Annotated in this window: 5 protein-coding genes; all 5 read left to right on the top strand. The window is 31.9% G+C overall.

Annotation, left to right across the window (positions count from 1 at the left end):
* The coding region (locus tag H6411_RS02470; RefSeq protein ID WP_216083064.1) for a hypothetical protein at positions 1–201 on the top strand (201 nt) is incomplete at its 5' end.
* Between the two features lie 370 nt (positions 202–571).
* Positions 572–703 (top strand): hypothetical protein, encoded by a 132-nt coding sequence (locus tag H6411_RS05885; protein ID WP_369408485.1) that lies wholly within the window; start codon positions 572–574, stop codon positions 701–703.
* A 67-nt stretch (positions 704–770) separates the two neighbouring features.
* Positions 771–1181, top strand: coding sequence for a hypothetical protein (locus H6411_RS02465; RefSeq protein ID WP_216083063.1), 411 nt, complete (start codon positions 771–773; stop codon positions 1179–1181).
* Between the two features lie 88 nt (positions 1182–1269).
* The gene (locus H6411_RS02460; RefSeq protein WP_216083062.1) at positions 1270–1614 is read left to right on the top strand and encodes a hypothetical protein; all 345 of its coding nucleotides are present in this window, start codon (positions 1270–1272) and stop codon (positions 1612–1614) included.
* 151 nt (positions 1615–1765) lie between these two features.
* Entirely contained in the window at positions 1766–2356 is a 591-nt protein-coding gene (locus tag H6411_RS02455; protein WP_216083065.1) for a restriction endonuclease subunit S, read from the top strand.
* Positions 2357–2491 lie beyond the last annotated feature (135 nt).

The raw sequence follows: 2491 nt of genomic DNA, 5'->3' as shown, positions 1-2491 counted from the left end.
TCCTACAACTTAAGATGGAAAGGAAGTAATCCTAAAAGCGAAAAATTTAAAAAAGCAACTTCCGGTTCCGATCCATATGATATGACTGCTTTAAATAGAATTTGTTGAGAAGTTTATAAAAACAGCGCAGATAACAATGAAAAAGAAGACGCTTGAACATATTGCTCAGTTCCTGGAAAAGATCCAACTAAGAAAGAATAAATAACTTTATCTTTGTATACAGGATGAAAATTAATATTAAAAATGCAGATTAGACAATCATCCTGAAAAATAGATTCATATACTCCGAAGGTAAATTAAATTTAAAAATTATGACAACACTTCAAAAGAAAGTTGCTGCAGGAACTGGCCTTACTACAGTAACTATTGTAGGGGGGGGGCAGGCTACCTTTACTCAAACAGAATACCTGTATTAAATTACAAAGGTTTAGAAAAGCGTAACCAAAATATTTCTTGAGCTCCTGGAAAAGAATTTATAAAGGCATCAGGCATTAGAAATAAAAAATGATGAGATTGGTCTTATAAAAATAGAAAGCAAAAAATAACTCCTAAAAGCTCAAAATTCCAAAAAGTGGATAAGGGATATGGATCGTACGGCGACAATAGTTTAAATACCGTATGTTGAAATGTTTACAAATCTTCATCATCTACCGACGATGAAAAAGCAGATGCTTTACTTTATTGCTCTATATACGGAAAATAATACAATTAATTGCCTCTACTTGTTAAATATATAGGTTCTGGATTTAAAAGAGTCAAAATACTAGATCATGACGCCCGGAAAAGCGCAAGCTATAGTTGGTGCTAGTGCTGTTGCTATTGTAAGTGGGGGGGTTGGATACACCTACTTAACCAAGAACCCTGTATGAGAATATGAAGGTCTTACGGGAAGGAAAGAAAGTATTTTTTGAGCTCCTGGAAAACATGAATTATTTGTTGATGAGAAAAATTGAAACAACTTTAAATGATGAAATTGATCTTACGAAAATAGATTCGTAAATAGCTATCCTAAAAGCGAAAAATTCAAGAAGATAACTTCCGGTTCAAAACTATATGATGATTTCCCTCTAAACAGAGTATGTTGAGAAACTTATAAAAACAAAGATGCTAAGGCAGAAGAAAAAGAGGATGCATGAAGATATTGTTCTATTCCGGGAAAAGAACCAAGAAAACATAAATAGAATGGTTACAAAAAACTAAACATTATGACCTCCCCAAAAACTAAAGGAGCTATTGCTTCGTGTTTATTAGCCGCCGTAGGGGGGGGGTGTGGGATATTCTGTAACAAATATAGAATCTACCTGAAACTATACTGGACTTAAAAAGAATTCAAAGACTATTTCTTGAGCAGGCGATAAGAGTAATTGATTTGTTCAAGAATCAGAAATGAAAAATTGAAAATGATGAAGAAGATCATATGAAATAAGATTGAAAAATAACCCTCCAAAAAGTGATGCATTTAAAAAAGCAAATGCCCCTATAGGAGATCACAACAGCACTGCCTTAAATAATATTTGCAGAGAAATCTATAAAAAATCAAACCCTGACGATAATGAAAAAGAAGATGCATGAAGATATTGTTCTATTCCTGGACACATGCCATTCAAAGTTTAAATTTCTCTAAAAAACAAACAAAAAATATTAATTTGAAATTCTAAGAATCCAAGTCTATAGCTTTTTCTTCGTTAGACTCTAATTAATACATGAAATCAATTACTTCTCTATTAGATCAATTAATTAGAGGGGGGGTTGAGAATGGAAAACGATTGGTTCTATTACATTAGGTATTAAGAGAGGGAAAGGAATTTCTAAGGAACAATTAGGAACAGGAAATTGCCCCTGTATTACTTATTCAGAAATAAATGAAGAATACAGTGAATGCATAGATGAAGTAATCTCATTCACAGATGAAAAAGAGCTAACAGAGAAAAACTATTGCGAAAAAGGAGATCTATTAATCACTAGATCAAGTCATACATTAGACAAAATTGGAACTGCTTCTGTTTACCTTCAAGATAAGCCTTGCTTAATTGGAGAAAATGTTTTGTGCTTTAGACATAATCAAAACCCTAAATATATTTCATATGCTTTATCTTTAAATACATCTAAGCAACAAAAGAAAAGATACGCATCAAAGGGTGTAGCTGTTTACATCAAAAGCAAAGATATCAAAAAAATAAAAATCCCCCTTCCTTCACTAGAAATACAAGAACAAGTAGTTGAAGTCTTAGATGCGTTTCGGGAATTAGTTAGGGAATTAGAAAACGAAATCAAACTCAGAAAACAACAATTTGAATACTATAAAGAAAAATTAATTTCTAATATCGATAAATCAGAATTCAAAAAATTTGGCTAATTTATTGAAGAAATAGATAGCGGGGGAGACATTGGAAAGAAACATTTGAACACAGGAAAAGATGCTTGCGTATTATGTCATGAAATAGGAACAACCTATAAATACTGCATAGAAAAATGTTTTTCATCAGTAGAT

The sequence above is a fragment of the Candidatus Mycoplasma haematohominis genome, assembly GCF_902712995.1.
GTDB classification, from domain to species: Bacteria; Bacillota_I; Bacilli_A; order Mycoplasmatales; family Mycoplasmoidaceae; genus Eperythrozoon_B; species Eperythrozoon_B haematohominis.
The sequence above is the reverse complement of the archived record's forward strand: the minus strand, read 5'-3'. Positions and strand labels throughout refer to the sequence as shown.